Below are 5,534 nucleotides of genomic sequence, written 5' to 3'. Positions count from 1 at the left end.
GCCCCATGTAGCCCGGGCTCTGGTTCAGGTCGGAGCTGTAGCTACGGTGGCTGAAGCTTTTGAGAAATACATCGGTAAAGATCGGGTGGCCTACGTACCCAGGTACAAGTATACCGCCCGGGAGGCGGTCCGGCTGCTCCGCCGGGCGGGCGGGGTGGCGGTGCTGGCCCACCCCGGTCTGGTTCGTTGCGATCACCTCATCCCCCGGCTTGTTGCCGAGGGGTTGCAGGGTCTCGAAGTATATTACCCGGCTCATTCCGAAGAAATGGTCTGGCATTATGAGAGGATCTGCCGGCGCTACCGCCTTGTAGCCACCGGGGGTTCAGATTACCACGGTTCGGGCCACCGGGAATATAATCGCCTGGGGGCGGCAACAGCGCCCGATGCAGTGGTAGCTGCCTTAAAAGAACTGGCCATGTGAGGTGCGGACATAAACTTGCTGTTAAACGGGGTGGGAACATGGAAGTAGCAAAGCGTATCAAAGGTCTGGAGTCAGCTATATTTAACGAGATGGAACAGTATAAGAAACGGGTGGAAGGCAGGGGCATCAAGGTGATAAATTTGGGTGTAGGCAGTCCGGATCGCCCACCGGCTCCTCATATTATAGCTGCCCTGCACCGTGCAATTGATAATCCGGTTAACTACCGTTATCCCCTTGAAGGTATGCCGGCACTTCATCGGGCTCTGGCCAGGTGGTACCGGCGGCGTTTCGGGGTGGAACTGGACCCGGATCATGAAGTGCTGGTCTTGATGGGTTCCCAGGATGGCCTGGCCCATATCTCCCTGGCTTATATTAACCCCGGAGATGTAGCCCTGGTTCCCGACCCGGGTTATCCTATTTATGCCTGCAGCATTCTCCTGGCTGGCGGCGAAATTTACCCCATGCCCCTTCTGGCCGAAAACGATTTTCTGCCCGACCTGGATGCAATTCCCGGGGAGGTGGCCCGTAAAGCCAGGTTAATGTGGCTCAACTATCCGAACAACCCGGTGGCTGCTTCGGCCAGCCGCGAATTTTTTGAACAGGTGGTCGTTTTTGCCCGAGACTACGATATTCTGGTTTGCCATGACGTGGCGTATGCCGAACTGGCCTATGATGGTTTTAAACCCATGAGTTTTCTGGAAGTACCCGGTGCTAAAGAAGTAGGTATTGAATTCTATTCTCTTTCCAAGACGTATAATATGGCGGGCTGCCGTATCGGCTTTGCTGTGGGTAACCGGGACGTGCTGGCCGCTCTTGCCCGCATCAAGTCCAACATTGATTATGGTGTCTTCCGGGCGGTTCAGGAAGCAGGTATTGCGGCCCTGGAAGGACCACAGGACTGTGTGGAAGAAATGGCCCGTATTTACCAGCGCAGGCGGGATGTGCTGGTGGACGGACTGGCCCGTTATGGCTGGCAGATGCCCAAACCCAGCGCTTCCATGTTTATCTGGGCTCCTCTGCCGGCAGGATATACTTCTTCGCGGCAGTTTGCCCTGGACTTGCTGGAGCGGGCAGGGGTGCTGGTAATTCCCGGCCTGGCTTTTGGGGCCATGGGGGAGGGCTATGTACGTATAGCCATGGTTCAGGAAGAGGAATTGCTGGCTGAGGCCGTGGAGCGCATTGGCAGGGTATTTTCGTTCCGTTAGCCTGTCGTCTATTGCCACCAGGGGCAGCATATATTAAAAACAGACCTGCTGCCCGAGGTGGTGGATCGATGGATATGTTTGAAATGCAACGGCGAATCCAGGAACTGGAAGAAAAGGTGGAACAGCTTCGTTTAAGCCGTCGGGTTTTAATGAATTTGATAGAACGGATGGAGAAGGAAAGATCATCCTTTCTGGCCCGGTTGGAACAGGAGAATAGGCGGTTGCACCGGGCTAATTACCGTTATGCCCGGTCTCTATTACGCAAAAACTTACAGATTTTAGAGCTTGAGTCGAGACTCAAGGACTACCTGTCCCGGGACTCCGTAAATTAACTTTGCAGTATACACGAGAGCGAAAGGCCGGGTCTCGTGGCAGCTCAAGCAGGTTTCCGATTCAGGATGCCAGCGGGATCCGGTCCGCGGTTCCCGGTGTATTTTGTAGGAACCATTGGTGGGCTGGGGACGAGCCCTTTAAAGTTCGAAATTTAGAGATTCAGGAGCGAATATTATGCGTATTGCGGTAGTGGACGGTCAGGGTGGCGGTATTGGCAAGCATATCATGGAAAGGTTGCGCCGGGAATTGCCTGAGGATGTCGATATTCTGGCCCTGGGGACCAATGCCCTGGCTACTTCGGTGATGCTCCGGGCTGGCGCTAACGAGGGAGCGACCGGTGAAAATGCGGTAATTTACAATGCACCCCGGGTAGATCTTATCGTGGGCCCGGTAAGCATTCTTTTCCCTCATGCCATGATGGGGGAATTGACTCCGGCCATGGCCACAGCCCTTGCTGCGAGTCCAGCCCCTAAAATTCTGTTACCCCTGGTAAGGGGGTCCGTGGAACTGGTGGGATTGCGTACCGAACCTCTGCCCCACCTTATTGATGAATTGGTTCAGCGCGTCAAGGAATACGTACAAAATTTTTAACGGTTCCTAGAGGATTTTTCTATTAATATGGCGAATTAGCCAAAAATAATTCAGCAAAATAATCTCAACCTGACCCGCAGGTGCCCCAACGGGGAGAATAGGGAATCAGGTGGAAGTCCTGAGCGGTCTCCGCCACTGTAACCGGGGAGTAGCCCTGCAATGCCACCGCCAGGGAAGGCGCGGGGCAGGACGATGATCCGGGAGCCAGGATACCTGCCTGCGGGTGCCTTAACCCCCTTCGCGAGAAAGGGGCATGGCGCATTCGGGGCTAGGGACTGGCCTGGCACAAGTTTTCCCGGTCTTTCGAAGGCTGGGGTTTTTATTTTAAGGGGTGTTTTTATGGCTCTGGTGCTTGTTCTTGGCGGTGCCAGGAGTGGCAAAAGCGATTTTGCCGAGGAAATGGCCACTTCATCCGGTTCGAGAGTTGTTTATGTAGCTACGGCGGCCGCAGGGGACGACGAAATGGCCCGCCGGATCGCTCATCACCGCAGGCGTCGTCCTGCAGGGTGGCTTACTGTAGAAGAGACACACTGGTTGGAAAAAGTGGTCAGGCAATGTGAAAAACAGGCAGATGTTATTTTAATTGACTGTTTAACCATGTGGGTGACCAACCTGTTGCTGGACGAAAGCCTGCTGCCCCCTGGCAGTTCGGTGGAAGACAGAGAATGTTTCATTCTGGAACAGGCCCGGCAACTGGGCAGGACTGCTTCCGCCTCGCCCGCGCGGGTGATTATGGTGGCCAATGAAGTAGGGATGGGCCTGGTGCCGGAGAATGCCCTTGGCCGTTTGTATCGCGATGTGGCGGGGCGGGTTAACCGGCTGCTGGCCCGGGAGGCTGAGGAGGTTTACCTGGTGGTGGCCGGTCTGCCGGTAGAAATAAAGTCCCTGGCGGTTGGCAGGAGGGTGGGTGCGCAAGATCCTGCCGGAGTTCGCCGTTGATAGTTGAAAAAATGGGACTTGTGAATAAGGAGGTTTTTCTTCATGCTGGCCAGGACTATTATGGTGCAGGGAACTGCTTCACATGTAGGTAAAAGTGTCCTGGTAGCCGCTCTTTGTCGCATTTTTTACCAGGATGGCTATCGTGTGGCTCCTTTTAAATCTCAAAATATGGCTCTGAACTCTTTTGTAACCAGGGATGGGGGTGAGATGGGCCGGGCTCAGGTGGTGCAGGCCGAGGCTGCCGGGATAGAGCCCCATGTGGACATGAATCCCATTTTGCTCAAGCCTACGGGACAGGCTTCCTCCCAGGTGGTTGTGCTGGGCCGGCCGGTAGGGAACCTTTCCGCCCGGGATTACCACCACGACTATGCACAGAAGGCGTGGGAAATCATCTGCCAGGCTCTTGATCGGCTGCGCCGCTGTTATGATATTGTTGCCATTGAGGGGGCCGGGAGTCCCGCCGAAGTCAACCTCCAGGCTACGGAAATTGTAAACATGCGGGTTGCCCGGCTGGCGGAAGCACCAGTACTGCTGGCCGCCGATATAGATAAGGGCGGCGCCCTGGCTGCAGTCGTTGGTACCCTGGAGTTGCTCCCTGAGGAAGATCGCCAGCGGGTGGCGGGGATCATTATCAATAAGTTTCGTGGAGATCTAAAACTGTTCCAGCCGGCAGTGGATTTCCTGGAAGCAAAAACAGGCATACCGGTGGTCGGTGTGGTCCCCTACTTTGAAGGCTTCAGGGTACAGGAAGAAGATACAGTTTCCGAGGCGAGCCTGCTCAGAAGTCGGAGGGCATCCACCCGTGAAATAGAAATAGCGGTCATTCACCTCCCCCATATTTCAAATTTTACTGATTGTGACCCCCTGGAAGACGAGCCCGATGTGAATTTGCGTTATATCGGCAAGGGGACTCCTCTGGGGAATCCGGATTTGATCATCCTTCCTGGAAGTAAAAACACTATTGAGGACCTGGTTTCTTTAAAGCGGTCCGGCCTTGCTGGCGAAATATGCCGGCTGGCCCGGGAAGGGACACCTGTAATTGGCATATGTGGCGGCTTTCAAATGCTGGGCAGGGAGCTGGCCGATCCTTACGGGACTGAATCCAGCATTCCCAGGATAGAGGGGCTGGGGCTGCTCGATATCAGCACTGCCTTCGCACCGGAGAAGGTTACTACTCAGGTTGAAGCTACCGTTACCGGCGGAGGGCCGCTTTTAACGCCGGCCCGGGGGCGAAAGGTAGTGGGTTACGAGATCCACATGGGACGTACCCGGCTGGGACCCGGGGCAGTACCGGCCTTCCACATTTACAGGCGCTCCGGGGAAGCGGTGGATTGTCCGGATGGGGCACAGGATGAACGTGGACTGGTTTTCGGTACTTATATCCACGGCCTGTTCGATGATGATGGATTCCGCCGGCAGTTGCTGAACGCTTTAAGGATAAGGAAGGGACTGGCCCCGCTGGAGGAGGAAGCCACCAGGCACTTTGAGCAGAGGCAGCGGGACTATGACCGGCTGGCTGCTGTAGTACGGGGAAGCCTTGATATGAGCAGGATTTACCGGATTCTTGGTTTGCCGGGGCCTAGGGTGGCGGCCAGTCAGGACCCGGTGCGAATATAGGGAAAGGGGCGACAGCCTGGGCGATGGGATTGGTGCCAGGTAACAGGACATGCTGGTAGTATTCTGCTCTTATCTTCTGGACCTGCTGGTGGGGGATCCCTGCTGGTTTCCCCACCCTGTGGTGATTACGGGCAAAATCATTGTCTTGCTTGAAAAATTGCTCCGGCGGGTAGCCAAGAGTTCCTTTTCTCTGAGGGTTGCCGGAGTAGTCCTGGCGGTCGTGGTGGTGGGGTGCAGTTACCTGGCCACGTACCTTGTGGTAAACCTTGCTGCCCGGGTACATCCCTGGCTGGCCACGGGGCTGGAGGTGCTGCTGATTTCCTCCACCTTTGCCGTCCGGGGGTTGGCCAAAGCCGCCCGGGACGTACTTGAACCACTGTCCCGGGGCGATCTGGAACTGGCCCGCAAACGGGTGAGCTTTATAGTTG

The 5,534-nt window shown here is 55.7% G+C and carries 6 protein-coding genes, 1 pseudogene and 1 riboswitch; all 7 genes and pseudogenes read left to right on the top strand.

Annotated features, from left to right (window positions below):
- Positions 1 to 421 (top strand): annotated as a pseudogene (locus ACPLUI_RS10355) (PHP domain-containing protein); the annotation flags it as partial.
- Positions 422 to 459: 38 nt separating this feature from the next.
- Complete coding sequence (locus ACPLUI_RS10350; RefSeq protein WP_424660186.1) at positions 460 to 1,626, top strand: LL-diaminopimelate aminotransferase; 1,167 nt, start codon at positions 460 to 462, stop codon at positions 1,624 to 1,626.
- 68 nt (positions 1,627 to 1,694) lie between these two features.
- Positions 1,695 to 1,958: a translation initiation factor 2 gene (locus tag ACPLUI_RS10345; protein ID WP_424660185.1), complete on the top strand. Its 264-nt coding sequence runs from the start codon at positions 1,695 to 1,697 to the stop codon at positions 1,956 to 1,958.
- Positions 1,959 to 2,133: 175 nt separating this feature from the next.
- Positions 2,134 to 2,550: a DUF3842 family protein gene (locus ACPLUI_RS10340; RefSeq protein WP_424660184.1), complete on the top strand. Its 417-nt coding sequence runs from the start codon at positions 2,134 to 2,136 to the stop codon at positions 2,548 to 2,550.
- A 61-nt stretch (positions 2,551 to 2,611) separates the two neighbouring features.
- Positions 2,612 to 2,785, top strand: a riboswitch (cobalamin riboswitch).
- Positions 2,786 to 2,889: 104 nt separating this feature from the next.
- Positions 2,890 to 3,489, top strand: coding sequence for a bifunctional adenosylcobinamide kinase/adenosylcobinamide-phosphate guanylyltransferase (gene cobU, locus ACPLUI_RS10335; RefSeq protein ID WP_424660183.1), 600 nt, complete (start codon positions 2,890 to 2,892; stop codon positions 3,487 to 3,489).
- A gap of 42 nt (positions 3,490 to 3,531) precedes the next feature.
- A complete protein-coding gene (locus ACPLUI_RS10330; protein ID WP_424660182.1) occupies positions 3,532 to 5,106 on the top strand; it encodes a cobyric acid synthase in 1,575 nt (524 codons plus the stop codon).
- 49 nt (positions 5,107 to 5,155) lie between these two features.
- Positions 5,156 to 5,534: cobalamin biosynthesis protein (locus ACPLUI_RS10325; RefSeq protein WP_424660181.1), on the top strand; the 379-nt coding region annotated here is incomplete at its 3' end.

Origin of the sequence: Desulfofundulus sp., from assembly GCF_049701015.1 — a bacterium.
In the GTDB taxonomy this organism is placed as follows: domain Bacteria; phylum Bacillota; class Desulfotomaculia; order Desulfotomaculales; family Desulfovirgulaceae; genus Desulfofundulus.
Note: the sequence above shows the minus strand (reverse complement) of the source record. Positions and strands in the feature narration are given on the sequence as shown.